The 24,409-nt window shown below is 61.7% G+C and carries 26 protein-coding genes and 1 tRNA gene; 17 read left to right on the top strand and 10 right to left on the bottom strand.

Translation table 11 applies throughout. From position 1 onward, the window contains the following. Positions 1 to 25 precede the first annotated feature (25 nt). A complete protein-coding gene (locus RCCGE510_RS19445) occupies positions 26 to 604 on the bottom strand; it encodes a TetR/AcrR family transcriptional regulator (RefSeq protein WP_007632748.1) in 579 nt (192 codons plus the stop codon). A gap of 128 nt (positions 605 to 732) precedes the next feature. Between RCCGE510_RS19445 and RCCGE510_RS19440 the strand changes: the two genes are divergently transcribed. After that, on the top strand, positions 733 to 2,028 hold the full coding sequence (locus tag RCCGE510_RS19440) for an MFS transporter (RefSeq protein WP_007632746.1): 1,296 nt from the start codon (positions 733 to 735) through the stop codon (positions 2,026 to 2,028). Between the two features lie 125 nt (positions 2,029 to 2,153). Beyond that, positions 2,154 to 2,238 (top strand) — tRNA-Leu (locus RCCGE510_RS19435). A 182-nt stretch (positions 2,239 to 2,420) separates the two neighbouring features. Here RCCGE510_RS19435 and RCCGE510_RS19430 read toward each other — a convergent pair. Both RCCGE510_RS19430 and RCCGE510_RS19425 read right to left on the bottom strand, forming a co-directional pair. Then, positions 2,421 to 2,708, bottom strand: a complete 288-nt coding sequence (locus RCCGE510_RS19430) for a hypothetical protein (RefSeq protein ID WP_007632744.1) — start codon at positions 2,706 to 2,708, stop codon at positions 2,421 to 2,423. Positions 2,709 to 2,877: 169 nt separating this feature from the next. Next, positions 2,878 to 3,162 carry a hypothetical protein gene (locus tag RCCGE510_RS19425; RefSeq protein ID WP_007632743.1) on the bottom strand — a complete coding sequence of 95 codons (285 nt, stop codon included), beginning with the start codon at positions 3,160 to 3,162 and terminating at the stop codon, positions 2,878 to 2,880. Positions 3,163 to 3,362: 200 nt separating this feature from the next. Between RCCGE510_RS19425 and RCCGE510_RS19420 the strand changes: the two genes are divergently transcribed. Further along, complete coding sequence (locus RCCGE510_RS19420) at positions 3,363 to 5,111, top strand: cation:proton antiporter (RefSeq protein WP_007632742.1); 1,749 nt, start codon at positions 3,363 to 3,365, stop codon at positions 5,109 to 5,111. 38 nt (positions 5,112 to 5,149) lie between these two features. On the opposite strand, the gene RCCGE510_RS19415 is transcribed toward RCCGE510_RS19420, so the two are convergent. Beyond that, on the bottom strand, positions 5,150 to 5,434 hold the full coding sequence (locus RCCGE510_RS19415) for a hypothetical protein (protein ID WP_007632741.1): 285 nt from the start codon (positions 5,432 to 5,434) through the stop codon (positions 5,150 to 5,152). A 233-nt stretch (positions 5,435 to 5,667) separates the two neighbouring features. Here RCCGE510_RS19415 and RCCGE510_RS19410 point away from each other — a divergent pair, with 233 nt between their 5' ends. Together RCCGE510_RS19410 and RCCGE510_RS19405 are read left to right on the top strand one after the other, a co-directional pair. Further along, entirely contained in the window at positions 5,668 to 6,258 is a 591-nt protein-coding gene (locus RCCGE510_RS19410; RefSeq protein ID WP_007632740.1) for a YqaA family protein, read from the top strand. Between the two features lie 73 nt (positions 6,259 to 6,331). Further along, entirely contained in the window at positions 6,332 to 6,847 is a 516-nt protein-coding gene (locus RCCGE510_RS19405; RefSeq protein WP_007632739.1) for a disulfide bond formation protein B, read from the top strand. Here the strand turns inward: RCCGE510_RS19405 and RCCGE510_RS19400 are convergent, their stop codons facing one another. Next, entirely contained in the window at positions 6,848 to 7,405 is a 558-nt protein-coding gene (locus RCCGE510_RS19400) for an HNH endonuclease (protein ID WP_007632738.1), read from the bottom strand. 111 nt (positions 7,406 to 7,516) lie between these two features. Further along, entirely contained in the window at positions 7,517 to 8,209 is a 693-nt protein-coding gene (locus tag RCCGE510_RS19395) for a DNA-3-methyladenine glycosylase (RefSeq protein ID WP_007632737.1), read from the bottom strand. On the opposite strand from RCCGE510_RS19395, the gene gluQRS reads away from it, so the two are divergent. Continuing rightward, positions 8,208 to 9,089, top strand: a complete 882-nt coding sequence (gluQRS, locus tag RCCGE510_RS19390) for a tRNA glutamyl-Q(34) synthetase GluQRS (RefSeq protein WP_007632732.1) — start codon at positions 8,208 to 8,210, stop codon at positions 9,087 to 9,089. The two genes, RCCGE510_RS19395 and gluQRS, sit on opposite strands and share 2 nt — an antisense overlap. Here the strand turns inward: gluQRS and RCCGE510_RS19385 are convergent. After that, positions 9,054 to 9,977 (bottom strand): YihY/virulence factor BrkB family protein, encoded by a 924-nt coding sequence (locus tag RCCGE510_RS19385; protein ID WP_007632731.1) that lies wholly within the window; start codon positions 9,975 to 9,977, stop codon positions 9,054 to 9,056. The two genes, gluQRS and RCCGE510_RS19385, sit on opposite strands and share 36 nt — an antisense overlap. Before the next feature lie 76 nt (positions 9,978 to 10,053). On the opposite strand from RCCGE510_RS19385, the gene RCCGE510_RS19380 reads away from it, so the two are divergent. The 7 genes from RCCGE510_RS19380 (at position 10,054) to RCCGE510_RS19350 (ending at position 16,115) form a co-directional block, all read left to right on the top strand. Beyond that, on the top strand, positions 10,054 to 10,887 hold the full coding sequence (locus tag RCCGE510_RS19380; protein WP_007632730.1) for an SDR family oxidoreductase: 834 nt from the start codon (positions 10,054 to 10,056) through the stop codon (positions 10,885 to 10,887). 14 nt (positions 10,888 to 10,901) lie between these two features. Further along, on the top strand, positions 10,902 to 11,105 hold the full coding sequence (locus RCCGE510_RS19375; RefSeq protein ID WP_007632729.1) for a twin transmembrane helix small protein: 204 nt from the start codon (positions 10,902 to 10,904) through the stop codon (positions 11,103 to 11,105). Between the two features lie 574 nt (positions 11,106 to 11,679). Further along, positions 11,680 to 12,258, top strand: coding sequence for a cob(I)yrinic acid a,c-diamide adenosyltransferase (locus RCCGE510_RS19370; protein WP_007632728.1), 579 nt, complete (start codon positions 11,680 to 11,682; stop codon positions 12,256 to 12,258). A gap of 32 nt (positions 12,259 to 12,290) precedes the next feature. Continuing rightward, positions 12,291 to 13,076: a rhomboid family intramembrane serine protease gene (locus tag RCCGE510_RS19365; protein WP_007632726.1), complete on the top strand. Its 786-nt coding sequence runs from the start codon at positions 12,291 to 12,293 to the stop codon at positions 13,074 to 13,076. Positions 13,077 to 13,254: 178 nt separating this feature from the next. Continuing rightward, on the top strand, positions 13,255 to 14,004 hold the full coding sequence (locus tag RCCGE510_RS19360) for an electron transfer flavoprotein subunit beta/FixA family protein (protein ID WP_007632723.1): 750 nt from the start codon (positions 13,255 to 13,257) through the stop codon (positions 14,002 to 14,004). A 23-nt stretch (positions 14,005 to 14,027) separates the two neighbouring features. After that, positions 14,028 to 14,957: an electron transfer flavoprotein subunit alpha/FixB family protein gene (locus RCCGE510_RS19355; protein ID WP_007632722.1), complete on the top strand. Its 930-nt coding sequence runs from the start codon at positions 14,028 to 14,030 to the stop codon at positions 14,955 to 14,957. Between the two features lie 276 nt (positions 14,958 to 15,233). Next, a complete protein-coding gene (locus tag RCCGE510_RS19350) occupies positions 15,234 to 16,115 on the top strand; it encodes a 3-hydroxybutyryl-CoA dehydrogenase (RefSeq protein WP_007632721.1) in 882 nt (293 codons plus the stop codon). 230 nt (positions 16,116 to 16,345) lie between these two features. On the opposite strand, the gene RCCGE510_RS19345 is transcribed toward RCCGE510_RS19350, so the two are convergent. Further along, positions 16,346 to 17,047: a TlpA disulfide reductase family protein gene (locus RCCGE510_RS19345; protein WP_007632719.1), complete on the bottom strand. Its 702-nt coding sequence runs from the start codon at positions 17,045 to 17,047 to the stop codon at positions 16,346 to 16,348. Positions 17,048 to 17,073: 26 nt separating this feature from the next. Between RCCGE510_RS19345 and argH the strand changes: the two genes are divergently transcribed. The 4 genes from argH (at position 17,074) to RCCGE510_RS19325 (ending at position 23,109) form a co-directional block, all read left to right on the top strand. After that, positions 17,074 to 18,477, top strand: coding sequence for an argininosuccinate lyase (argH, locus tag RCCGE510_RS19340; protein WP_007632717.1), 1,404 nt, complete (start codon positions 17,074 to 17,076; stop codon positions 18,475 to 18,477). A gap of 152 nt (positions 18,478 to 18,629) precedes the next feature. Continuing rightward, positions 18,630 to 18,824 carry a lipoprotein gene (locus RCCGE510_RS19335; RefSeq protein WP_007632716.1) on the top strand — a complete coding sequence of 65 codons (195 nt, stop codon included), beginning with the start codon at positions 18,630 to 18,632 and terminating at the stop codon, positions 18,822 to 18,824. Positions 18,825 to 18,835: 11 nt separating this feature from the next. Then, the gene (gene lysA, locus RCCGE510_RS19330; protein WP_007632714.1) at positions 18,836 to 20,104 is read left to right on the top strand and encodes a diaminopimelate decarboxylase; all 1,269 of its coding nucleotides are present in this window, start codon (positions 18,836 to 18,838) and stop codon (positions 20,102 to 20,104) included. Between the two features lie 338 nt (positions 20,105 to 20,442). Continuing rightward, positions 20,443 to 23,109 (top strand): TIGR02302 family protein, encoded by a 2,667-nt coding sequence (locus RCCGE510_RS19325; protein ID WP_007632712.1) that lies wholly within the window; start codon positions 20,443 to 20,445, stop codon positions 23,107 to 23,109. A gap of 181 nt (positions 23,110 to 23,290) precedes the next feature. Here RCCGE510_RS19325 and RCCGE510_RS19320 read toward each other — a convergent pair whose 3' ends face one another. Beyond that, a complete protein-coding gene (locus RCCGE510_RS19320; protein WP_007632710.1) occupies positions 23,291 to 23,650 on the bottom strand; it encodes a response regulator in 360 nt (119 codons plus the stop codon). A 153-nt stretch (positions 23,651 to 23,803) separates the two neighbouring features. Further along, entirely contained in the window at positions 23,804 to 24,346 is a 543-nt protein-coding gene (gene hpt, locus RCCGE510_RS19315; RefSeq protein WP_007632706.1) for a hypoxanthine phosphoribosyltransferase, read from the bottom strand. Between the last annotated feature and the right edge of the window lie 63 nt (positions 24,347 to 24,409).

The raw sequence follows: 24,409 nt of genomic DNA, 5'->3' as shown, positions 1-24,409 counted from the left end.
CGAAACCTGGTCTTTTCTGACTGAATTATCTCCCGCTGCCGGGATCGAGTTGCCGGCGCATCGTTACCAGAAACTGCTCGGCAAGCGCCCTGTCCTCGACCGCACGGGCCAGAATGACCGCCCCCATCATCGATGACAGGGTCGTCGCCGCATTGGCGCGGCGTTCCTCTGCGGTCTCGCCGGGAACGATATCGGCGAGTGTGTCGACGAGCACCGACAGCCCGTCGCTGAACACGGCCCGGACAGTACCCCGGCTGCGGCTCACCTCCTGGGTCAGGGTCGCGAAGACGCAACTGCCGCCTGGATCGTCGACCGTGCGCCAGTGGATATAATGGTCGAGAAGCGCCGCCAGCGGCCGCTCCGGCTCATTGGCGATATGTTCCTTCCAGCGCGTTTCGACCTTGTCGATCAGCTTGCGGCTGACCTCGAGCGCCAGGTCGTCCTTCGACCCGAAATGACCGTAGAAACCGCCATGCGTCAGCCCCGCCGCCTTCATGATGTCGGCGACGCCGACCCCGTCGAAACCGTTCTCGCGGAAAAGCACGCCGGCAACGCTCAGGATTTTCTCTCGGTTTTCGGCAAACTTCTCGCGGCTCACCCGCATATTTCATCTCCAGAAATAGTCGCTTGACAAAATATATGACGTCCATCATCAATACGCAAGAAATATGATGGACATCATGTAAATCACGCCTGTCACTTTCGACCCTGAATCCGAACGGAATCTTGCCCATGGTTTCTACAGCCCTCGCCTCCTCCCTTGCCCGCCGCAACATCCACTACGGCTGGGTTGTCGCTGCAGCAACCTTCCTCACCATGCTGGTCACAGCAGGCGCCATGGGCGCACCTGGGGTTCTCATCAAGCCGCTGCAGGACGAGTTCGGCTGGGAGACCTCGCAGATTTCCTCAGCCCTTGCGATCCGCCTGATCCTTTTCGGCTTCATGGGCCCGTTCGCCGCCGCCTTCATGAATTATTTCGGCGTGCGCAAGGTCATCGTTTTCGCCCTCGCCCTGATCGGCGCCGGTTTCATCGGTTCGCTGTTCATGACCACGCTGTGGCAGTTGCTGCTGCTCTGGGGCATTGTCGTCGGCTTCGGCACCGGTCTGACGGCCATGGTGCTCGCCGCAACGGTCTCGACCCGCTGGTTCACCAAGCATCGCGGCCTCGTCGTCGGCATGCTCTCGGCAAGCTCGGCCACCGGCCAGCTGGTCTTCCTGCCGCTGATGGCGGAGCTGACGCAGCGTTACGGCTGGCGCTCGACGGTGTTTTTCGTCTGCGCCATGATCATGGTCGCAGCTCTTGCCGTGCTCGCCTTCATGCGTGACCGCCCGGCCGACCTGAACCTGCCCGCTCTCGGCGAAACCCAGGTAACGCCGCCGCCGGCAAGCACCTCTCTCGGCGTCGCGCTGATGACGCCGATCACCGTGCTCAGAGAAATCTCGAAGACGTCGACTTTCTGGATTCTGTTTGCCACCTTTTTTATCTGCGGCCTCAGCACCAACGGCCTGATCCAGACCCACTTCGTCACGCTCTGCGGTGATTTCGGCATCGTGCCGGTGGCCGCCGCCAGTGTGCTTGCGGTCATGGGCATCTTCGATTTCTTCGGCACCATCGGCTCCGGCTGGCTGTCCGATCGCTTCGACAATCGCTGGCTGCTGTTCTTTTATTACGGCTTTCGCGGCCTGTCGCTGCTCTACCTGCCGTTCAGCGATTTCAGCTTTTACGGCCTCTCCATCTTCGCCGTCTTCTACGGCCTAGACTGGATCGCCACCGTGCCGCCGACCGTCAAGATTGCCGCCGATCGCTTCGGCCCCGAAAAGGTCGGCCTGGTCTTCGGCTGGGTCTTCGCCGGCCATCAACTGGGAGCCGCCACCGCCGCCTATGGCGCCGGCCTCTCGCGCACGGAGCTTTCGAGCTACCTGCCCGCCTTCTTCATCGCCGGCGCCTTCTGCCTGTTGGCGTCGATCCTGGCTATCACCCTGAAGAAGTCCGGCTTGACCAACCCGGCACCCGCCGCCGCCCATTGATATCGAAAACATCCGGCCTCGAAACGAGGCCGGCTCTCTCTACCGGATCAGTTGGGATAAGTTCGCTTGCCCGTCTTGCGCGTGCGGGCGCTCACATGTTAGACAGCCGCCCGTTCACATCCGTTGCCCCATTGGCGGAATTGGTAGACGCGCTCGACTCAAAATCGAGTTTCGAAAGAAGTGCTGGTTCGACTCCGGCATGGGGCACCAGCCTACGCTCTGTGAGCTTCGGCTCGGCGAGCCGAAGCTCACAGAGCGTAGGCTGTCGCGCCGCAGTTCCGTCAGGAACGAAGGCGGACCGGTTCGATCGTTCATCCCGAATACGATCGGGTCGTACCTCCGCATCAACAAACTGACGCGGGAGCACGCAACGAATTGGCGTCCAGGTGAATCTACTTATTCTTCAACAACCACATCTTGCCGGCCATGGTGATGCCGTAGACGTCTTTCGTGACATCGTCATCAAGGTGGCGCCGCTCGAGAAAACCAGGCTCCTTCAGCTCACCAAGCGTCTTGGCGGTGACCGATTTGATTTTCTGAGGCCGCTCTTTCCAGCGGTCGGTCTTAGCGTAGGTCACCGTCGCGTTCTGATGCGTCCATTTATTGGCTGGCTGAGGGTAAAGGTCTCCATCCCTGGCGAGTTTCAGTGCGGCAATCTGGGACGGCGTAAGTTCAATCATACTCGAAAATCCTGTGCAGGCGGTGTTTGCGCTGGGAATGCGCTTGAACCAAAGGCGTGCTCATAACACCGACGGACGAGTTTCACCACTGCATTGCGATATTCGCGCCACGAAAGGCGAAAACCCGGCTCATTGGAACCGGGCTTCGCTTTCGTCGGGTTATTCCTGGTCAATCGCAACGCCGAACCGTTTTGGTCACTTCGCCGTCGTCGGTCTGGCGGGTAACGCTTCTGGTTTCGCAGCCATTATCGCGATGGCGGCGGTGTTCACGTTCGCGCACCGCACCGAAAGTGACGCCACGCTCGCTGATGGTGATGCCGGGTCTTGCCCGCTCATGACGGTAGCCGTCGTCATAGGAACGCTCCCGGACATAGACGCTGTCGGCGAGTGCAGGCGCTGCAAACGAGCAGGCGGCAAGGGCCGCTACAGTACAGTTGAGGATGATCTTCCGCATGTCGTTTCTCCTTTCTTGATGAAAGAGCAACGAGAAAAGAGACAAGTGGTTCCAACATCGCCGGAGGCCACACCGTGCGGCAGACGAGTTCTATGTCTCACGGGCAAGACCGCGAACAAGAGCAGTGCACCGAAATCAACTGTTTAATTTCGCCTGCACTTCGTACAGAGTGGCCGCCGCTATCACAGGAAGGGGCGGACGTGCATCAGGAAGTAGGGCTCATCGCGACGGTCGCCGTCAGTTTCGTCTTCGCGGCGATCCTGGGCTATGCCGCTGACCGGCTTCGGCTGCCGCCGCTGGTCGGCTACCTCTTCGCCGGCATCCTGATGGGGCCGTTCACGCCGGGCTTCGTTGCCGATACCGCCCTTGCCGGTCAGCTCGCCGAAATGGGCGTCATCCTTCTGATGTTCGGCGTCGGCCTGCATTTTTCCGCCTCCGACCTGCTGGCCGTGCGGGGCATCGCCGTACCGGGCGCGATCGGGCGCATCATCCTCGCCACCCTGATGGGCATCGGCCTTTGCAAACTCTGGGGTTGGAGCCTCGGCGCCGGCATCGTCCTGGGTCTCAGCCTGTCGGTGGCGAGCACCGTCGTTCTGCTGAAGGCGCTGGAAGAGCGCAATCTCGTCAACGCGCCGAGCGGGCGCGTCGCCGTTGGCTGGCTGATCGTCGAGGATCTGGTGATGGTGCTGGCGTTGGTGCTGCTGCCGGCCCTTGCAGAGCTCCTGGGCGGCAACGCCGCCGCTACGACCAACCACGGCCTCGGCGAGCTTTCCCTGGTGCTGACGATCGGCCTGACGCTGCTGAAGGTGGCAGCCTTCGCCGCCATGGCGATCTTCCTCGGCCCGCGCATCGTGCCCTGGCTGTTGACGATGATCGCCCGCACCGGCTCACGTGAACTCTTCACGCTGACGGTACTCGCGATCGCGCTTGGCATCGCCTTCGGCTCGGCGGCAATCTTCGGGGTCTCCTTTGCGCTCGGCGCCTTTTTTGCCGGCGTCGTGATGAGCGAATCCCAGCTCAGCCACAGGGCAGCGGCCGACTCGCTGCCGTTGCAGAACGCCTTTTCCGTGCTGTTCTTCGTTTCTGTCGGCATGCTCTTCGACCCGTCGATCCTGGTGCGCCAGCCGCTGGCGGTGATCGGCGCGCTGGCCCTCGTCATCCTCGGTAAGGGCATCATCACTTTCGCGATCGTCGTAATGCTGCGATATCCGATCGGCCTGGGGCTGACCCTGGCCGGCGGCCTTGCCCAGATCGGCGAATTCTCCTTCATCCTCGCCGGCCTCGGCGTCTCGCTCGGGCTGCTGCCGCATGAGGGCCAGGATCTGATCCTTGCCGCCGCAATCCTGTCGATCACGCTCAATCCGATCGTAATCTTCGCGACCGACGGACTGAAGAAATATATCCATTCGAAATGGCCCTCCCTTTGGGAGAGCTACGGCAGGAAGAGGCAGAAGGCGCTCGGCAAAGAACTGGAAAAGATCAGGGCGCTCGGCGAGGAACGCGAACGCGAGCATCAACTGAAGATGCAGCAGCTGATCGAGACTTTCCCGCTGTTCTCTGAGGTCGATGAAGACGCCCAGGAGGAACTGCTGCTGCTCTTCAAGGCGAAATCCGCGCCGCCGGGCGAGCGCGTCATCCGCAGCGGCGATCGCGGCGACGGCATGTATTTTATCTCATCGGGAGCGGTGGAAGTACGGCTCGCCAGTGGCGCGATCCGCCTGGAGCCCGGTGCCTTTTTCGGTGAAATGGCGCTTCTGACCGGCGGACGGCGGACCGCCGACGTCATCGCCGTCGACTTCTGCCAGTTCGAGGTGCTTGAGCGGCGCGACTTCAACATGTTCATGGCGCGTCATCCCAATCTGCGCGCCGCCGTCAGCGAAATGGCCCAGAAACGCACGGAGATGAACGACCTGCGTCAGCATTGGGAAAAATCGATGGATCTCTCCTGACCCAACACGGGCGCATCTCTCGGCGATAGCGCGATTGCTCAGCCTGCCGGCCAATAGCCATCGGCGCGGAAATCCTCCGGGATCGGATCGAGTCGCGACAAGCTCTCGGCCGCAAAATCGATCTGCAGCGACAGGTATTTAAGCGACGCCAGCATCGGCACGCCGGTCGCGAATTCCCGGATGCGCGACAGATGATAGCCGCTTTCGCTCAGCCGCCGCGCCGCCTCGCGGCGCACATCGTCTCGGCTCGTCTTGCCGCCCTCCTCGAACCGCTCAACCATTCGCACGGCCTGCCCGCGGCCGCCTTCGATCACTTTGAACATTCTTCGTCGCCCCACATCAGCTGCCCGAAAGCCGCCCACACTCTTCGGCATCATGCTTTGACACAGCTTGCCGCAGAATCGCCGATTCGCCATCCCGTGAAATCTTGGGAGAGGCGCCGATGTCCCACATCACGAAAATTTTTGGACAGGGTGGCACGAAGGACACGGGCGAGCATTTACAGCGCCGCGCACGGCCCCTAAAGCTTTTCGCACTGCAACAGGAAGGGAACGGAATGCTCCGCAGACTTTACGACTGGACCATGTCTCTGGCCTCACGCAAATCGGCCGAAGTCTGGCTCGCCGTCATCGCCTTCGTCGAAAGCTCCATCTTTCTCGTACCCGCCGATGTGCTGTTTCTGCCGATGGCGCTTTCCAAGCCGGAACGCTCCTATCGCTACGCGGTGATCGCGACCGTCGCTTCCGTGCTCGGCGGCATCGCCGGCTGGGCGCTCGGCTATTACGCCTATGAGACGGTGGCGCGGCCGGTTCTCGAATTCTACGGCAAGCTCGACGCCTTCGAACAGATGAAGGCCTATGTCACCTACGAGACGATCCTGCTGCTGCTGGTCACCTCGGGGCTTGCGCATCTGCCGCCGATCAAGATCGTCACCATCCTGTCCGGCGTCATTCACGTCAATCTGGGCCTTTTCATTGTTTCGGCGATCATTGCCCGCGGCGCGCGCTTCCTGTTCCTCGCCTGGCTGCTGCGCCGCTACGGCGAGCCGATCCGGGACTTCATCGAAAAGCGCCTCGGCCAGATCGTCGGCTTCGGTGCCGCTGCCGTGATCGTGTTATACCTCGCCTACCGCTATCTCGCTCACTAGAGCATAAGGTTGTCCGAAAACCGCTGGCGTTTTTCGGCATCGTGCCTCTAAGCCAACTTCGCGGAGTTCCGCCATGACTGCCACTTCCTCGCCGCTCGCCCGCCCCGGCTTTGTCTATTCCATGTTGCTCGCCATCGGCATGGCGGCCGCGGTCGGTACGGCGCTCGGTTTCCAGTATATCGGCGGCTACATTCCCTGTGCACTCTGCCTGCTGCAGCGCCAGCCCTATTATTACGCCATCCCGATCGCCATCCTCGCCGCTATCTCCGAGCTCGTCGGCCTGCCGAACTGGATCACCCGCGCGCTCATTCTCGCCGCCGGCATGCTGATGCTGGTTACGGCGGGCATGGGCGTCTATCACGCCGGCGTCGAATGGCATTTCTGGGCCGGCCCGGCCACCTGCTCGACGACGGCAAGCAGCATGACGACCAATGCCGGCGATCTGCTCGGCGAGCTCAACACGATCAAGGGCCCGTCCTGCACCGATGCGGCGCTTCGGGTGCTCGGCCTGTCTTTTGCGGGCTGGAATGTGATTGCCGGAATCCTGCTCGCCGCCTTCGCCTTCGTTGGCGTTCGCAAGGCCGCTTGATCACGGCTGCAATTCGGTATCCCAGTAGAGATAGTCGAGCCAGCTATCGTGCAGATAGTTCGGCGGGAACAGCCGGCCGTTATTGTGCAGATCCTGCACCGTCGGCTGATAGGGCTTCTGCGACGGGAACATACTTGCCTGTTTGGGAAGCTTGCTGCCCTTGCGCAGATTGCAGGGCGAACAGGCTGCCACGACATTCTCCCAGGTGGTCTCGCCGCCATGCGCACGCGGGATGACGTGGTCGAAGGTCAGATCGTCGTGGGCGCCGCAATACTGGCATTCGAACCGGTCGCGCAGGAAGACGTTGAACCGGGTGAAAGCGGGATTGCGGGACGGCTGAACGTAAGTCTTGAGGCACACGACACTCGGAAGCCGCATCGAAAAACTCGGCGACGAAACCGAATGCTCATATTCCGCGATGATGTTCACACGGTCGAGAAATACCGCCTTGATCGCGTCCTGCCAGGACCATAGCGACAAGGGATAATAACTCAGTGGCCGGAAGTCAGCGTTCAGGACGAGCGCTGGCAGGGCCTGTGGGGAGACTGCAATCGTCAAGGGACTCTCCTGATCGATTCGGCATCTGCACCTGTATATTAGGCCGGTTGTTACAGGATTGTGAAGTCCAATAAATTCAGAGGATAAAGGCAATTTGAAGAGTGTAGCCGATCAGCCTGTCGGCACCATGTCGCGGCGCGTTTTGGTGGCGTAATAGGCCCAGAAAAGCCGTGCCGCCACAGAGCGCCATGGCGACCAGACTTCCGCCAAGGCAGCCAGCGCCTTTGCTTCCGGCCGGGCCGCGAGACCGAATGCCGCACCGACGGCTTTCTGCAGCGCGACATCGCCGGCCGGAAAGACATCGGCATGGCCGCCGCAGAACATCAGATAGACCTCCGCCGTCCACGGACCGACGCCCTTTAGCGCAGTGAGTTCGCCAAGCGCTTCTTCAGGCGGTATCAGGCAGAGCCCGGAAAGATCGAGGCGGCCGGAGGCAACGGCTTCGGCGATCCGCGACAAGGTCTCGGCCTTGGCGCGTGACAGGCCGAATTCGCGCCAGGCCTCGGCATGAAGCAGCGCATAGCCTTCGGCGGTCAGGAGACCGTCCGCCGGCAGCATGCGCCGCCAGATCGCCTCGGCGCTGGCGCGCGACACCATTTGCGAGACGATGATATGGGCAAGGCCGGCAAAGCCCGGTTCGCGCAACCGCAGCGGAACAGCCCCTACATCCACCGCAATCGGCACAAGGCGTGGATCGAGACGGAGCAGCGCTTCGAGCCCGTGGCTGACATCGTCTTCGTTGCGGATGATCTGCACATCGCCTCGCAGTGGTTCGAAACCTAAATCCATGGCAGAAGAAAGCATGACCACGAGCGAGCGTCAAAAACCTGTCTTTCGTTTTGCGCCGAGCCCCAACGGTGAGCTGCATCTCGGCCATGCCCTCTCGGCCCTCTTGAACCACGACATGGCGGAGGCCGAGCATGGCCGCGTGCTGCTTCGCATCGAGGATATCGACCAGACCCGCTGCACGCCGGAGTTCGAGGCCGGCATCCTCAAGGATCTCGACTGGTTGGGGATTGGCTGGGAAAGCCCGGTGCGGCGCCAGTCCGACCATTTTCCCGAATATCAGGCGGCACTGCAGGCGCTGATCGAGCGCGGCCTGGTCTATCCGGCCTTCCTGACGCGCGGCGAGGTGAAGACGCGCGTCACAGCCTATGAGGCGGCGGGTAAAACCTGGCCGCGCGATCCCGACGGCACCCCGCACTATCCCGCAACCGATCGCGAGCGCCCGGAAGACGAATGGCGGGAGATGCTGGCCTCGGGAAAAAAACACGCCTGGCGGCTCGATATGCGCAAGGCCCTCGACCTGATCGGCGAGCTGCTGTTCTGGACGGAAACCGGCGACGGCAGATCGGGCGAGATCGCCGCCGAGCCTGACGTCTGGGGCGACGTCATCCTGTCGCGCTCCGACGCCCCGTCGAGCTATCATCTTTCGGTGGTGGTCGACGATGCGCTGCAGGGCGTCACCCATGTGGTGCGCGGGCTCGACCTGTTCCCCGCCACATCGGTGCACCGGCTGCTGCAGGTGCTGCTCGGCCTGCCGCAGCCGATCTATCACCATCACCGCCTCATTCTCGATGCGGCCGGCCGCAAGCTTTCGAAAAGCGAAGGCGACAGCGGGCTTGGCGAACTGCGCGCCCGCGGCCTGTCAGGGGCCGATATTCGCCGCCTTGTCGGGCTCTGATGCCCGTTCGGCACGCTCCCTGCCGACGATCGAAAGCGTGCGGGAGAACATCCGGAAGACGCGGAATTTGATCAGCGCCGCATTGATCTCCGCCCCGATGATGAAGATGACGCCGACCATGTAGAGGAAGATCAGCACGATCATGACCGAGGCGAGGCCGGCATAGGTTGCGGTATAATTGGCGAAAGTCGCCAGATAATAGGCAAAGATCAGCGCGCCGGCGAGCCAGAGGAGCAGGGTCAGCAGCACGCCGGGGATGACGTCGAAGACTCGTCGCTTGCCGGCCGGCAACCAGAGATGCATGACCAGCAATCCCACAGTCAGAACCAACAGCGTGCCGTAGATGCGCCAGCTGAAAACGATGTCGAGCGTATCGGCAAACAGCGGAAACCAGTTCCTGGCATAGTCGAGCGCCAGCGGCACGGCGACCAGCAGGATGCTGATCGCCGCAAAGATGATGACCGCGATCAGCACGTAGCCGAGGCTCGCGAGGCGGGTGAAATACCACGGCCGCGTTTCCTGCACCCGGTAGGCGCGGTTGAGCGAGATGCGCAGCGCCTCGACGCCGTTCGAGGCGAAATAGGCGGCCGCCAACACCGAAATCGTCAGCAGCCCGCCGCGCGGAATTGTCAGCACCTGCAGCACCTGGTCGGCGAGCGGCTTGGCGATCGCCTCGGGCCACGTGTCGAAGATCAGGTGGATCGCGGTCGAGGAAAATTGATCGGCGCCGAGGAAGCTGGCAAGCGCCGTGCCGAAGATCAGGAAGGGGAAAACCGCAAGCAGGCTGGACAGCGCCACATGGCTCGCCATGGCAAAGCCGTCGTCCTCGACCATATGACAGATCGCGTCGTAGACCACGTCGTAGATCGTGCGCAGCGCCTTCGGCATTCCGTCTCCGGCTTTCCCAATTGTATCCTCTGGCCGAATATGGGAAACGAGTCCCATTTTGTACAGGAATCATTCCATGGCGGGAGAGCGCACCATCGTCGTGACCGGATGTTCGTCCGGCATCGGCGCCCATTGCGCGCGGGCTCTGAAAGCCGATGGCTGGCGCGTCTTTGCCACGGTGCGCAAAGCGGAAGATCTGCCGGGGCTGGAGGCAGACGGCATTGAAGCCTTCCTGATGGACTATGCCAGGTCCGAGACGATTTCGGAGTTGGTCGAGGCGGTTCTGGAACGCAGCGCCGCCCGCATCGACGCACTCTTCAACAATGGCGCCTACGGCCAGCCGGGCGCAGTCGAGGATCTTTCGACGGCCGCGTTGCGCGCCCAGTTCGAGGCGAATTTCTTCGGCTGGCACGAACTGACGCGGCAGATCATCCCGGCGATGCGCAAACGCCAGGAGGGGCGGATCGTGCAGTGCTCGTCGATCCTCGGCGTTGTGCCCTACCGCTATCGCGGCGCCTACACCGCTTCCAAATTCGCGCTCGAAGGCCTCAGCATCACGCTTCGCATGGAGCTGCAGGGCAGCGGCATCCATGTGAGCCTGATCGAGCCGGGACCGATCGCCACACGTTTCACCGCCAATGCGCTCGCAAAGATCAAGGAGCATATCGACCTTGAGAATTCACCGCACGCGGCCGACTATGTCAGGCAACTTGCAAGACTAGACGGATCGGGGCCGGTCAGTCGCCATAAGCTTGGTCCGGAAGCGGTCTATTCCGTATTGAAACTCGCATTGAACTCCAAAAATCCAAGGCCACATTATCCTGTAACGACACCGGCTAAGCAGGGCATGTTCCTGAAGCGGCTGCTTCCGGCAGACCTCTTCTACCGCCTGATGCGCTGGACGGACTGAGAAAGCTGAATGCCATGTCCACGGTCACCTATATCCTTGCGATCATCGTCATGGGCGCCGTCGCCCTCGTCCTGATCCGCGGCCTCTTCAACATGATGAAGGGCGGCGACGCAAACCGTTCCAACAAGCTGATGCAGCTTCGCGTCCTGCTGCAGGCAATCGCCGTCATCCTGATCATGCTGACACTCTGGCTGACCGGCGGCGGGCGGCCGACGTGAGGAACCGTCGGAGGGGCTTTTTGATGATGAACGCCAACACATCCTCCCTCATTCCTGTGCTCGTCACAGGAATCCAGCCACCGCGCGTCCGCGTGGTGAATGACCACTGCCTGCCATTGAAAAAGTCTTCCGCGCCCAAGGACTTGGGCGCACTGGATTCCTGTGACAAGCACAGGAATGAGGGAGGTGAGGTAAGCGGCTTGAGGCAACACCCCGGCGCGATGTGCGTCAGTATGCCGGGGCGGGTTTGGCGAGAAGGCCAACCCCGCTCTCCGTCATCCTCGGGCTTGACCCGAGGATCCATCCCCGTAGCTGCTGGTGAATGCGGCGTGGATGCTCGGGTCAAGCCCACGGCTGTCCGGCTCGTACCAATGGCTGCCCCTCACCCTAACCCTCTCCCCGTTCTGACGGGGAGAGGGGACGTGCCCCGTCAGACGTGGGTGAGGAGCGGAGAGAGTGCCGCATATTGCCTTCTCCCCGTAAAAACGGGGAGAAGGTGGCGGCAGCCGGATGAGGGGCTGGCCTCGCCGATCTCATGCCTTGCGACAACCCTCCCCCTATCAGGCGGTGCGGCATGGTAAAACTCAACAAGATCTACACCAAAACCGGCGATGACGGCACCACCGGGCTGGTTTCCGGCCCGCGCCGGACGAAGGACGATCTCCGCGTCGAGGCCTATGGCACGATCGACGAGGCGAATTCCGCGATCGGCCTGGCGCGGCTGCATACATCAGGCCTGCCCGAACTCGACGCCATGCTGATGTCGATCCAGAACGATCTCTTCGATCTCGGCGCCGATCTCGCCACACCCGATACCGGCGAGCCGCCGGCCTATGAACCGCTGCGGATCGTCGAGACGCAGGTCGACCGCGTGGAGCGCGAAATCGACCAGTTGAATGCCGGCCTGCAGCCGCTGAAATCCTTCATCCTGCCGGGCGGCAGCCCGGCAGCTGCACATCTGCATCTTGCCCGGACGATTGCGCGGCGCGCCGAACGTTTGATGGTGGCGCTTGCCCGCACCGACGGTGAAATCGTCAGCGAAGCGGCGATGAAATATGTCAATCGGCTCTCCGATTTCCTCTTCGTCGCAGCGCGTCATGCAAATGATCGCGGCCATGCGGATGTCCTTTGGGTTCCGGGAAAAAACAGATAGGCTTGCCGCGATCGCGATTGCCGGGGGGCCTTATGTTCATACCTTTTCACGACGCCAATACGCTGAAATATATCAAGGTTCAGTGGGTGACGCTCGGACTGATCGCGCTCAATATCGCGGTCTGGCTCTTGACCAGCCTGGAGAGCGAGCAGGCCGCCCAGGCGACGACCGTCGGGCTCGGCTACATCCCGGCGATCGCCTTCGGCGACGCGGTGCTGGCGCAGGGGCTAGAAATCGTGCCGGAACCGTTGACCTACCTCACTTATGCCTTCGTCCATTCCGGCTTCTGGCATCTGGCGTCCAACATGATTTTCCTCTGGGTCTTTGGCGACAATGTCGAGGACGCGATGGGGCACCTGCGCTTCCTGATTTTCTACGTCGTCTGTGCGGCCGCCGGCGCGCTCTGCCACGGTCTGCTGGCCATGGCCTCGCAAGCAGCGCTGGTCGGCGCCTCGGGAGCGATCTCCGGCGTTGTCGCCGCCTATGTCATGCTGCATCCGCGCGTCAAGGTCTGGGTGCTGGTATTCTTCCGCCTGCCCCTGCCACTGCCTGCCTTTATCCCGCTGCTTTTGTGGATCGGCCAGCAGTTCCTCATGCTGGCGATCGCACCGGATGGCGACGTTTCCTGGGGCGCACATGTCGGCGGCATTCTTGCCGGCGCTCTCCTGATCCTGGTGTTGCGCCGGCCCGGCGTACCGCTGTTCGACCGGGAGATCGTCACGCCCCGCGCGGTGAGAAGCGATCCTGGCGCCGACCCCGCCATCGCCGCCGGCGCGGATGGGCGCACAGTCCAGCGCCTTCCCTGGGGTCGACGCTGACAGCAACATTGATGTGAACGTAAACGTTCATATACTGCCCGGCGAATCGTCTACCTGCGGCATGGAAGCGTTGTATTTGGAGGAAAAGCGCGTATCCATGTCGCCATTCGACAATCGGAGCGGCGCGCGAGCGTGCATTTTCGCTGAAGCCAGTTTTCCCGTGAAGGAAGGACCCCCCATGAAGATTCTCGTGCCCGTCAAGCGGGTTGTCGACTACAACGTGAAGATCCGGGTGAAGCCGGATGGCACGGGTGTCGAGCTTGCCAATGTGAAGATGTCGATGAACCCGTTCGACGAGATCTCGGTGGAAGAGGCGCTGCGGCTGAAGGAAGCCGGCAAGGCCGAGGAAGTGGTGGTCGTCTCGATCGGTCCTGCCAAGGCCGAGGAGACGCTGAGGACGGCGCTGGCCATGGGCGCCGATCGGGCGATCCTGGTCGAGACCGACGATGCGGTCGAGCCGCTCACCGTTGCCAAGATCCTCAAGGGCATCGTCGATGCCGAGCAGCCGGGTCTTGTCATCGTCGGCAAGCAGGCGATCGACGACGATTCGAACCAGACCGGCCAGATGCTGGCGGCGCTTCTCGGCTCGGCCCAGGCGACCTTCGCCTCGAAGATCGAGATCGGAGACGGCAAGGCTGAGGTCACCCGCGAAGTCGATGGCGGCCTGCAGACGATCGAGATCAAGCTGCCGGCGGTCATCACCTCGGATCTGCGGCTGAACGAACCGCGTTATGCCTCGCTGCCGAATATCATGAAGGCGAAGAAGAAGCCGCTCGACAAGAAGGCTCCGGCCGATTTCGGCGTTGATACCACGCCGAGGCTGAAAGTGCTGAAGACCGAGGAGCCGTCGGGCCGCAAGGCCGGCGTCAAGGTCAAGTCGGTCACTGAACTGGTCGACAGACTGAAGAACGAAGCCGGCGTGCTTTAAGCCAGGAAAGAGAGAACACCATCATGACCATTCTTCTTCTGGCCGACCACGACAATCAAAGCCTTTCCGACCAGACCGCCAAGGCGCTGACGGCGGCAAGCCAGATCGGCTCCGACATTCATGTTTTGGTTGCCGGCAAGGGCGCCAAGGCTGCAGCCGATGCCGCGGCCAAACTCGCCGGTGTGGCGAAAGTGCTGCTGGCCGAAAGCGACGAACTCGCCAACAATCTGGCCGAGCCGCTTTCCGACCTGATCGTTTCGCTGGCCGGTTCCTACGACACGATCATCTCGGCTGCCACCTCGACCGGCAAGAACGTGCTGCCGCGCGTCGCCGCCCTGCTCGACGTTGCCCAGGTTTCCGAAATCATCGAAGTGATCTCATCCGACACCTTCAAGCGGCCGATCTATGCCGGCAATGCCATCCAGACGGTACAGGCAAGTGATGCGAAGAAGGTGATTACCGTGCGCACCGCCTCCTTCGCGTCTGCCCAGACAGGCGGTTCTGCCTCTGTCGAGGCAATCCCGGCGATTTCGGACCCGGGTCTGTCGCGTTTCGTCAAGGATGCGCTGTCGGCCTCCGACCGTCCGGAGCTGACGTCGGCGAAGATCATCATCTCCGGCGGCCGGGCCCTCGGCTCGGCCGAGAAGTTCCGCGAGGTCATCCTTCCCGTTGCCGACAAACTCGGCGCTGCCGTCGGCGCCAGCCGCGCTGCCGTCGATGCCGGTTATGCGCCGAACGACTGGCAGGTCGGCCAGACCGGCAAGGTGGTGGCGCCTGATCTTTATATCGCCGCCGGCATCTCAGGCGCCATCCAGCACCTGGCCGGCATGAAGGACAGTAAGGTCATCGTCGCCATCAACAAGGACGAGGAGGCGCCGATCTTCCAGGTCGCCGACTATGGATTGGTCGCCGATCTGTTCGAGGCTCTGCCGGAATTGGAAAAGGCGCTCTAAGCGCGTGCCGCACAAAACTGTGAAGCGGTTTTCCCAGGCAAAGCGCGAAGCGCTTTTGCCGCAACGACATGCGTAAAGCGAAGACCTAAAGCGCGAGAAGCGAATCGAAAGATTCGCCACGCGCTTTAAACGCGTCAAATGCTTTTCCTTCGCACTTGCGAATGACTGGAAAATTATCTTTTATCGGGCTACTACTGCTGCCGGGCGATCCTTCGTCCGGCAGTATTGCTAAAAAATGCGGCAGCGCGGGGGCGAATGCCGTGCGGGGGTTTGGAGATGAATGCGGTGTTGAAGAATATTGGTATTATCGGCGCCGGGCAGATGGGCTGTGGCATCGCGCATGTTTCGGCTGCCGCAGGTTACAGGGTTCACATCTACGATCTCTCCCAGGATCGCATCGAATCCGGCCTTGCCACCGTCAACGGCAACCTTGCTCGCCTGGTGACCAACGGCAAGATGACCGAAGAGGAACGCAAGTCGACCTTGTCGCTCATCACGGGCTCGTCCGATGTCAACGATCTCGCCCCGTCCGATCTCGTCATCGAGGCCGCCACCGAGGATGAGAGCGTCAAGCGCAAGATCTATGCGCAGGTCTGTCCGGTCCTGAAGCCGGAAGCGCTGCTTGCCACCAACACATCTTCTCTTTCCATCACCCGGCTCGCTGCCGCCACCGACCGCCCCGAACGTTTCATGGGCATACATTTCATGAACCCGGTGCCGGTGATGAAGCTGGTCGAATTGGTGCGCGGCATCGCGACTGATGAGAAGACCTTCTCGGCCGCCAAGGAATTCGTCGGCACGCTGGAAAAGACCATCACCGTGGCCGAGGATTTCCCGGCCTTCATCGTCAACCGCATCCTGCTGCCCATGATCAACGAAGCGATCTATACGCTCTATGAAGGCGTCGGAACGGTCGATGCCATCGATACGGCGATGAAGCTCGGCGCCAACCATCCGATGGGGCCGCTGCAGCTTGCCGACTTCATCGGCCTCGACACCTGCCTTTCGATCATGCAGGTGCTTCACGACGGCTTGGCGGACTCGAAATACCGTCCCTGCCCGCTGCTGGTGAAATATGTCGAGGCCGGCTGGCTCGGACGCAAGTCCGGACGCGGCTTCTATGACTATCGCGGTGAAGTGCCGGTCCCGACGCGGTAAGCAGATATTACCCGAAAGGGCGAATGGACCGGCCGCCCGCGACATGCTTTCTTGCCGTGAACGGGAGGAAACGCCATGTCGCCTGAAACACCGATGTTCCTGCTGCAATGCTGCGTGCTCATCGGACTTGCGGGTGTGTTCCTCATCAAGGGAGACGGAGACTCCTGACGGGCTCCTTAAGGCATGTCGCGCAAAAGTGTGCAGTGGTTGACATGCGTAAACACAAAGACCTAAAGCGCATCGAGCGAATCTGAAAGATCGCGACCCGCTTTAGGACCGATAGCGCCCTTGATCAGCGCCTTGGCATCTTCGCTGTCCCAGGCAGCCGGGCCGTTCATCGCCGAAATCAGGCAGCCCTTGTCGTCGAGCAGCAGTGTCACCGGCAGACCGAAAGCCAGGCCTTCCTTCTTCAGGCTATTGAAGACGCCGATCGTATTGTCGCGGTAAAGCTGCAGCGCATCGACACCGATCTCGTTCAAGAAGGCCTTCGGCTTCTCCTCGTCACCGGTATCGATATTGACCGGCACGACCTGGAACTTGTCGCTTCCCATACCCTTTTCCAGCGCGTTCAGCGCCGGCATCTCCTCGCGGCAGGGCACGCACCACGTGGCCCACAGATTGAGAAGCACGGTCTTGCCGGCAAAATGGTCGAGCGTCATCGCCGTGCCGTCGGGGCCGTTGAAGGTAACCGCAGTCAGCTTGCGCGGTTGGTTGGCGGCGACCATGGCGGCGACCTGCCCCTTCATCAGCGGCGTCAGATTGGCAGCGCGATCCCTAGCCAGCGAGCATTCGGCTGAAGCGGTATCGCCGATGCCATTGCCAATCCCCGTCTCCTTCACGTATACCGCTGCCGCACCGGCAACAACGCCTGCAACGGCGGCGATTGCGATCAATTTTACGGACGGCAGGCCGAAGGGTTTTCTCGTCGTCATTTCATTCTCCAGGACGGGCATCTTCCATGGCCGAGAGCAAAACCGATACCAAATCCTCCAACCAGATGTGGGGCGGGCGCTTCGCTTCCGGCCCGGACGCGATTATGGAGGAGATAAATGCCTCGATCGGTTTCGACAAGAAGCTATTCGCGCAGGATATCCGCGGTTCGATCGCCCACGCGACCATGCTCGCCCATCAGGGGATCATATCAGCCGACGATAAGGACAAGATCGTTCACGGGCTAAACACGATCCTGTCAGAAATCGAAACCGGTAATTTCGAATTCTCGCGGCAGCTCGAAGACATCCATATGAATGTCGAGGCGCGCCTGGCGACGCTGATCGGACCGGCGGCCGGCCGGCTGCACACCGCCCGCTCGCGCAACGATCAGGTAGCGCTCGACTTCCGCCTCTGGGTGAAGGAAGAGCTTGAGAAGACCGAGAAGATGCTGACCGGCCTCATCGCCGCCTTCCTCGACCGCGCCGAGGAACATGCCGAAAGCGTCATGCCGGGCTTCACCCATCTGCAGACCGCCCAGCCCGTGACCTTTGGCCATCACTGCATGGCCTATGTCGAAATGTTCGGCCGCGACCGCTCGCGCGTCCGCCACGCCATCGAGCATCTGGATGAAAGCCCGATCGGCGCCGCCGCCCTTGCCGGCACCGGCTATCCGATCGACCGTCACATGACCGCCAAGGCGCTCGGTTTCCGCGAGCCGACCCGCAACTCCATCGATACGGTCTCCGACCGCGACTTCGCCATCGAGTTCCTGTCGATCGCCGCAATCGCTGGCATGCACCTTTCGCGTCTGGCGGAAGAGATTGTCATCTGGTCGACCCCGCAATTCGGTTTCGTCCGTCTCTCCGACGCCTTCTCGACCGGCTCCTCGATCATGCCGCAGAAGAAGAACCCCGATGCCGCCGAACTGGTGCGCGCCAAGACCGGCCGCATCAACGGCTCGCTGGTGGCCCTGCTGACGATCATGAAGGGCCTGCCGCTCGCCTATTCCAAGGACATGCAGGAAGACAAGGAACAGGTGTTCGACGCGGCCGAGAGCCTGGAGCTGGCAATCGCCGCCATGACCGGCATGGTGCGCGATATGACGGTCAACACCGCGCGCATGAAGGCCGCAGCCGGCTCCGGCTATTCGACAGCGACCGATCTTGCCGACTGGCTGGTGCGCGAAGCAGGCCTCCCCTTCCGCGATGCCCATCACGTCACCGGCCGCGCTGTGGGGCTTGCCGAAAGCAAAAGCTGCGACCTTGCCGAACTGCCGCTCGCAGATCTTCAAGCGATCCATCCCGACATCACCGACAAGGTCTACGACGTGTTGACCGTCGAGGCCTCGGTCGCCAGCCGCAAGAGCTTCGGCGGCACGGCGCCGTCCGAAGTACGCAAGCAGATCGCCTTCTGGCGTGCCCGCAACTGAGGGATACCAGGCGGCGAAAGCCGCCGCAGCCTTGCCGCATACGCGAGAAGGCCGTCCAACAATCAGGGTGCACAAGGCGGATAAACTTCGCTATGAAGATCTCCATCATTCGATATGAATGATGCCATCAAATGCCGCCGAAGAGGATATCCATGCAGAAGAGCTTGCCGCACCTCGTCCGCCTGACGGCGGTTCTCGCCGTCATCGGCCTTGCCGTTGCCGGATGCGGGCGCAAGGGTGATCTCGATCCGCCGAGTGCTGCGGCAACCAAGGAAGGCGACGTTTCCAAGCCGACGAAAAAGCCGGGAACCGTCGACAAGCCCTTCCTTCTCGATCCCCTTCTTTAAGGCACAAGCCCGTGAACCATTTCGAGTACCGAGACGGCGTCCTGCATGCCGAGAACGTCCCCGTTCCCGAGATCGCCAAGGCGGTCGGCACACCCTTTTATGTTTATTCCACCGCAACGCTGGAGCGCCATTACCGCGTCTTTTCCGAGGCCTTCGCCGACATGGACTCGATGGTTTGTTACGCGATGAAGGCGAACTCGAACCAGGCGGTGCTGAAGACACTTGGCCGCCTCGGCGCCGGTATCGATGTCGTCTCGGAGGGCGAACTGCGCCGCGCGCTCGCCGCCGACGTTCCCGCCAGCCGAATCATGTTTTCAGGTGTCGGCAAGACGCCGCAGGAGATGGATTTCGCCCTCGAGGCAGGCATCTACTGCTTCAACGTCGAATCCGAACCTGAGCTCGAAATTCTCAACCAACGCGCTGTCAGCGCGGGCAAGAAGGCGCCGGTCTCCTTCCGGATCAACCCTGACGTCGATGCAAAAACTCATTCGAAGATTTCGACCGGCAAGAAGGAAAACAAATTCGGCATCTCCTGGGAGCGTGCCCGCGCCATCTATGCCCATGCCGCCAAGCTGCCGGGCATCGAGGTCAACGGCATCGACATGCATATCGGCAGCCAGATCACCGAATTGCAGCCCTTCGACGACGCCTTCAAGCTGCTGCACGATCTTGTCGCGACGCTGCGCGCCGACGGCCATACCATCCACCACGTCGATATCGGCGGCGGTCTCGGCATCCCCTATAAGGACGACAACAATCCGCCGCCGCTGCCGGATGCCTATGCGGCCATCGTCAAGAACCAGCTGCGCGGCCTCAACTGCAAGATCATCACCGAGCCCGGCCGCCTGATCGTCGGCAATGCCGGTATCCTGGTGACCGAAGTCCTCTATGTGAAGGATGGCGGCGAAAAGACCTTCGTCATCGTCGACGGCGCGATGAACGATCTCATCCGCCCGACGCTCTACGAGGCCTATCATGAGATCCGCCCGGTGACGATTTCGGCGGCGAACGCCCCGCGCATCCGCGCCGACGTCGTCGGCCCGGTCTGCGAGACCGGCGATTATCTGGCGCTCGACCGCGAGATGGCGATGCCGAAACCCGGCGACCTGATTGCCGTCAGCACTGCCGGCGCTTATGGCGCGGTCCAGGCCGGAACATATAACAGCCGGCTGCTGGTGCCCGAAGTTCTGGTCAGAGGCAGCGATTTCCATACGATTCGCCCGCGCAGAACCTATGCCGAACTGATCAGCCTCGACTCCGTTCCCGCCTGGCTAGACTAGGAGTTGTAGCATGAAGCAGAAAAGCGTGTGCAGTTTTCTTAAGCCATCATGCTCTAACTATGTAATTTAGAACAGGATTCGGATTTTAGGCCGAGCGGGCCTAAAATCATCCTGTACTAAAGCAGGTCGCACAAAGCGCGAGGAGCAATCGGAAAGATCGCGACGCGCTTTAAGCAGCCATCACTTTTTGGCGAATTAACATGAAAAGCCGGTATTGCCGGCCGCTCGCCCTCGCCTTCGCCACAAAGAGTGTTATCCTTGTCAGTCATGAGCGTATTGCCCTGCAATCGCCGGAAGCGCCCTCTGTTTCAGAACACCAGATCGCGGAGACCGGACCGATGACAAGCCCCTCAAGGCAGAGGAAAGGTGCATTTGCGCTCCGCCCCTCGCTTGCCCGGCTGGTGACGACAAAACGCCTGCTGGCGCGTGTCGTGCTGTTTTTCGAGCAGTTGCTGCCACCTTTGATGCCGGTTCTGGCGGTTATCGCCTTCTATCTCTCCGTCTCCTGGTTCGGCATCTTTCGCAGCGTGCCGGACTGGCTACGAATTCTGCTGCTGATTGTCTTTGCCGCCGCTTTTGTCGTCTCGCTCCTGCCCTTCCGTACCCTGCGCTTGCCGAAGGTCGCCGAAGCCGACCGCATGCTGGAAGAGCGCAACGGCCTGTCGCACCAGCCAGTCACCGTCCAGGAAGACGAGCCGGCCTTCGACACGCCCTTTGCCCGGGCGCTCTGGCGTGAGCACCAGACGCGCATGGCCGAAAAGATCGCGGCACTCGATGCCGGACTGCCCAGGCCTGATATCGCCGTGCATGACCGTTTCGCGCTGCGCGCCGTGCCGGCGCTGCTGCTGGTCACCGCCTTTGCCTATTCGCTGTCGATCAACGGCGGCTCGATCGGTGACGCGTTGCAGGCAGCACCCGAGCACGTCACCGTCGATCCTACGGTGCGCATCGACGCCTGGGTGACGCCGCCCGCCTATACCGGCCGCGCCCCGGTCTATCTGACCGCCGACGGCAGCGAGCAGGCGTCGATCGGCATTCCGCAGTTTTCAGGCCTCACCGTGCGCGTCAGCGGCGGCAAGACAGCCGAAAAAGTCGTGTTTCGTAAAGCGAATGGCGAGGCGCAGGATATCGCCGTGCAGGCGGATACCAAGCCGCAGCAGCCGGCGGCAGCAGGCGGCGAACAGCCGACCGCTCCAGCCGGCCAGGTCTCGGCCAGCCAAGCTCCTGCCGCCCAGACGCATGTGATGAAGCTCGAGGAGAACGGCGCACTCGAAGTCAACGGTCGCCGCTGGAACTTCGAGGTCCTCCCCGACAAGGCGCCGGAAATTGCTTTCGACGGCATGCCGAAACCCAGCGTCAACGGCGCGCTTGAAATCGGCTTTACCGTCAAGGACGATTACGGCGTCCAGGAGGCGCATGCGGAGATCGTTCCTCTGGAAAACGATCCGACGGCAACGCCGCTCTATCCCCTGCCGGAATACCGGCTGGACATCCCCCGCCGCAACGCCCGCGACGCCAAGGGCGTGACCAGCCGCAACCTGACCGAACATCCGCTTGCCGGCAAGCGCGTGCGCGTCACGCTCATCGCCAAGGATGCCGCCGGCCAGACCGGCCGCAGCCCGCCGCATGAAATGACCCTGCCGTCGCGGCCCTTCAACGAACCGCTTGCCGCCGCCGTCGCCGAAGAACGGCAGGTTTTCGCGCTCGACACCCGTAAGATGCCGCAGGCGATCGCGCTGAACGAGGCGTTGACCATCCGTCCCGAGGAGACCATCCCCAAGCTCACCAACTATCTCCTGCTGGAATCCGCCTTGACGCGCATGAAGCTCGCAAAGGGTGAGGATGCGCTCAAGGATACGGCCCAATATCTCTGGGAGATCGCACTCGGCATGGAGGATGGCGATCTATCGCTTGCCGAGCGCAAGCTGCGCGAGGCCCAGCAGAAGCTTGCCGACGCGTTGGACCGCAACGCCTCCGACGCTGAGATCAAGAAGCTGATGGATGAGCTGCGCAAGGCGATGCAGGACTATATGACCGAGCTTGCCCAACGCATGCAGAACGCGCCGATGCAGCCGAACCAGAACGCGCAGAACATCCTGCGCCAGCAGGATCTGGAACGGATGATGGACCAGATCGAAAATCTCGCCCGCTCCGGCAATCGCGACGCAGCCCAGCAGATGCTGTCGGACATGCAGCGGATGATGAACAACCTGCAGGCCGGCCGGCCGCAGCGCGGCCAACAGAGCCAGGAAAACAGCGAGGCCCGCAAGCAGATCGACAAGCTCGGCGAGATCCTGCGCGATCAGCAGAAGCTGATGGATCAGACCTTTCGCCTCGATCAGCAGCTCAAGGACCGCATGCAGCGCGGCGAACCCGACATGGGTGAAAACGATCCGCTGCTCGACGAGATGAACCCCGGAGAAAACGGCGAACCGCAGGATCAGCAGCAGGGCCAGCGAGGCAAAGACGGCCAGCAGCCCTCCGACCAGATGACCGCCGAGCAGCTGCGCGAGGCATTGAAACAGCTGCGCGCCCAGCAGGATGCGCTCGGCAGGCAGCTCGGCGAATTGCAGAAGGGCCTCGGCGAGTTGGGCATGAAGCCCGGCCCCGGATTCGGTCAGGCGCAACGTGAGATGGAAGGCGCCGGTCGCGAACTCGGCCAAGGCCACGGCCAGCCGGCCATCGAGGGTCAAGGCCGCGCACTCGAAGCACTTCGCCAGGGCGCCCGCGACATGATGAACCAGATGATGCAGGCGCAACAGGGCCAGCAAGGGCAGGGTCCGAACGGCCAGATGAGCCAGGGCGGCGACCAGAATGGCCGCGACCCGCTCGGCCGGCCACGCCCCCCGGGACCGGATTTCGGCGACAACAGTGTGAAGGTTCCCGACGAGATCGACGTGCAGCGTGCCCGAGAAATCCTCGACGCGATCCGCGAAAAGCTCGGCAACAATCCGCCGCAGGAAATGGAACGGCGGTATCTCGAACGGTTGCTGGACATCCAGTAGGGCTTACGCCGCCGTGAGTATCCCCACATTGGCGCAGGGATTTTAGGCCGGATCGGCCTAAAATTTGAATCCGGATCTCATCAAAGAAAGTGCGCGGGATACCGCCCACCATAATGCTCTGATGCATGTCATCAGGACGTGTGCTGTTCCGGGATGACGACATACATGAAAATAAAGAGCTTTAAGCGACCAGCGCCCGGGCGACCGCCTTGCGGATATCGGGAAGCGCGAATGGTTTGGCGACGACGTCGATGATCTTTTCGGCAAGATCGTCGGCCCGTTCGCGCTGCTCGGCATAGCCGGTCATCAGCAGGATCTTCAGGCCGGGAAAGGCGTCTTTTGCCTGATGGGCGAGTTCGATGCCGTCCATCACGGGCATGCGGATATCTGAAAGCAGCAGATCGTAGACCCCTTCCTTGAGCTTCTCCAAGCCCTCGGCCCCGTCGGCCGCCTCGTCGGTCTCGTGGCCATCAAGCCGCAGGGCTCGGGCTACGAAGGACCGCAGGGAGTCCTCGTCTTCCGTGATCAGAATTCTTGCCATATGTGCATTGCTCCGTGGTCAGCCCCGCGACGGAAATCACCAGGATTTCCTTTTCGATCGGTAAAGATCAGGAAGCGATGGACGAGATGGTTAACAACCCGTCTAGAACGGCAAGGCAGCGGCCGGCGTCTTTTCAAACCACTTTGACGTCGCTCAGGCGTCCCCGGTGACCACGCCGACAAAGGGCAGTTCGCGGAAGGCATAGGCCACATCCATGCCGTAGCCGACGACAAAATAGTCAGGGCATTCGAAGCCGACATAATCGGCCTCCAGCTTTTCTTTGCGCTTGACGCGCTTGTCGAGCAGCACGGCGATCGTGACGTTGCGCGCGCCGCGCTCGAACAGCAGTTCCTTGGCAAACAGCAGCGTCCGGCCGGATTCGAGGATATCGTCGATCAACAGGACGTCGCGGCCATGGACGTCGCTGTCGATATCCTTGACGATGCGCACGCCCTGCGAGACCGTGCCGATGCCATAGCTCGACAGCGTGATGAACTCGACCTCCGGTGCAAGCCCGCTATCGTGCAGGGCCCGGATCAGGTCGGCGGCGAAGATGAACGAACCCTTGAGCACGGCGATGACGAGCAGGTCCTGGGTCGGGCCTTTGGCGATCTCCCGCGCCATCGAATGATTGCGCTCGGCGATCTGCTCGGCAGTGAAGAGCGGCTCGATATTTTTTCCGCGCACGACAGGCATAAGGGCTTGCTCCATGAAAAGAAGGGTAAGCCGTTAGCACATATGCGAGCGTGAAACAGCCTC

It is taken from the genome of Rhizobium sp. CCGE 510, from assembly GCF_000292525.1.
Lineage (GTDB): Bacteria > Pseudomonadota > Alphaproteobacteria > Rhizobiales > Rhizobiaceae > Rhizobium.
Note: the sequence above shows the minus strand (reverse complement) of the source record. Positions and strands in the feature narration are given on the sequence as shown.

What these genes read in the sequence shown, in the direction of transcription:
- RCCGE510_RS19445 (WP_007632748.1), bottom strand. Translation starts at nt 604, where the DNA reads ATGCGGGTGAGCCGCGAGAAGTTTGCCGAAAACCGAGAGAAAATCCTG.
- RCCGE510_RS19440 (WP_007632746.1), top strand. Translation starts at nt 733, where the DNA reads ATGGTTTCTACAGCCCTCGCCTCCTCCCTTGCCCGCCGCAACATCCAC.
- RCCGE510_RS19430 (WP_007632744.1), bottom strand. Translation starts at nt 2,708, where the DNA reads ATGATTGAACTTACGCCGTCCCAGATTGCCGCACTGAAACTCGCCAGG.
- RCCGE510_RS19425 (WP_007632743.1), bottom strand. Translation starts at nt 3,162, where the DNA reads ATGCGGAAGATCATCCTCAACTGTACTGTAGCGGCCCTTGCCGCCTGC.
- RCCGE510_RS19415 (WP_007632741.1), bottom strand. Translation starts at nt 5,434, where the DNA reads ATGTTCAAAGTGATCGAAGGCGGCCGCGGGCAGGCCGTGCGAATGGTT.
- RCCGE510_RS19410 (WP_007632740.1), top strand. Translation starts at nt 5,668, where the DNA reads ATGCTCCGCAGACTTTACGACTGGACCATGTCTCTGGCCTCACGCAAA.
- RCCGE510_RS19405 (WP_007632739.1), top strand. Translation starts at nt 6,332, where the DNA reads ATGACTGCCACTTCCTCGCCGCTCGCCCGCCCCGGCTTTGTCTATTCC.
- gluQRS (WP_007632732.1), top strand. Translation starts at nt 8,208, where the DNA reads ATGACCACGAGCGAGCGTCAAAAACCTGTCTTTCGTTTTGCGCCGAGC.
- RCCGE510_RS19395 (WP_007632737.1), bottom strand. Translation starts at nt 8,209, where the DNA reads ATGCTTTCTTCTGCCATGGATTTAGGTTTCGAACCACTGCGAGGCGAT.
- RCCGE510_RS19385 (WP_007632731.1), bottom strand. Translation starts at nt 9,977, where the DNA reads ATGCCGAAGGCGCTGCGCACGATCTACGACGTGGTCTACGACGCGATC.
- RCCGE510_RS19380 (WP_007632730.1), top strand. Translation starts at nt 10,054, where the DNA reads ATGGCGGGAGAGCGCACCATCGTCGTGACCGGATGTTCGTCCGGCATC.
- RCCGE510_RS19375 (WP_007632729.1), top strand. Translation starts at nt 10,902, where the DNA reads ATGTCCACGGTCACCTATATCCTTGCGATCATCGTCATGGGCGCCGTC.
- RCCGE510_RS19370 (WP_007632728.1), top strand. Translation starts at nt 11,680, where the DNA reads ATGGTAAAACTCAACAAGATCTACACCAAAACCGGCGATGACGGCACC.
- RCCGE510_RS19365 (WP_007632726.1), top strand. Translation starts at nt 12,291, where the DNA reads ATGTTCATACCTTTTCACGACGCCAATACGCTGAAATATATCAAGGTT.
- RCCGE510_RS19360 (WP_007632723.1), top strand. Translation starts at nt 13,255, where the DNA reads ATGAAGATTCTCGTGCCCGTCAAGCGGGTTGTCGACTACAACGTGAAG.
- RCCGE510_RS19355 (WP_007632722.1), top strand. Translation starts at nt 14,028, where the DNA reads ATGACCATTCTTCTTCTGGCCGACCACGACAATCAAAGCCTTTCCGAC.
- RCCGE510_RS19350 (WP_007632721.1), top strand. Translation starts at nt 15,234, where the DNA reads ATGAATGCGGTGTTGAAGAATATTGGTATTATCGGCGCCGGGCAGATG.
- RCCGE510_RS19345 (WP_007632719.1), bottom strand. Translation starts at nt 17,047, where the DNA reads ATGACGACGAGAAAACCCTTCGGCCTGCCGTCCGTAAAATTGATCGCA.
- argH (WP_007632717.1), top strand. Translation starts at nt 17,074, where the DNA reads ATGGCCGAGAGCAAAACCGATACCAAATCCTCCAACCAGATGTGGGGC.
- RCCGE510_RS19335 (WP_007632716.1), top strand. Translation starts at nt 18,630, where the DNA reads ATGCAGAAGAGCTTGCCGCACCTCGTCCGCCTGACGGCGGTTCTCGCC.
- RCCGE510_RS19325 (WP_007632712.1), top strand. Translation starts at nt 20,443, where the DNA reads ATGACAAGCCCCTCAAGGCAGAGGAAAGGTGCATTTGCGCTCCGCCCC.
- RCCGE510_RS19320 (WP_007632710.1), bottom strand. Translation starts at nt 23,650, where the DNA reads ATGGCAAGAATTCTGATCACGGAAGACGAGGACTCCCTGCGGTCCTTC.
- hpt (WP_007632706.1), bottom strand. Translation starts at nt 24,346, where the DNA reads ATGCCTGTCGTGCGCGGAAAAAATATCGAGCCGCTCTTCACTGCCGAG.